We start from the raw sequence: 537 nt of genomic DNA, 5'->3' as shown, positions 1-537 counted from the left end.
AATTGCGATTGATGAATTTAGACATTCATCAATATGATAGCGAAATTCAACCAAACACCGATGGCGCTTTCCTGGGCGCGCAGCGATAATGACCTTGACAGGTCAACGGCGCGGGCGAGCGCCATCAGGATCGATGTGTCAGAAAACGAACGGGAAGCGCCTGAACATCACCATCGCAAGGGGCAACTCGTCATGGCGCTGAGGGGCGGCGTCACCTGCCGTGTTCCGAGCGGGATGTGGATGGTGCCGCCGCACTGCGGCATCTGGGTGCCGGGCGGCATGACACACAGCAATGTCGCAACGGCCAATGCCCGCCTGTTCTTCCTGTTTGTCGAGCCGGGCGCGGCCGATCTTCCGGATCGATGCTGCACGCTGTCGCTTTCGCCGCTTGTCCGGGAATTGATCATCGAGATGGCGGATCAGACCGATGTCGCAAAGACCGAGGCCGACACCATGACGACATTGCTGTTGTCGGCGCTCTCGCGGATGCCCATCGAGCATCTACACCTGCCGTTGACGGACGAGCCACGGCTCAAC

General features: G+C 59.4%; 1 protein-coding gene. It reads left to right on the top strand.

All coding sequences use genetic code 11. The features are described 5' to 3' along the window. Window positions 1-33 precede the first annotated feature (33 nt). A partial coding sequence (locus MD273_RS18845) for an AraC family ligand binding domain-containing protein (protein ID WP_239039297.1) occupies window positions 34-537 on the top strand: 504 nt, incomplete at its 3' end.

This window comes from Marinobacter sp. C7 (genome assembly GCF_022343555.1).
Lineage (GTDB): Bacteria > Pseudomonadota > Gammaproteobacteria > Pseudomonadales > Oleiphilaceae > Marinobacter.
Note: the sequence above shows the minus strand (reverse complement) of the source record. Positions and strands in the feature narration are given on the sequence as shown.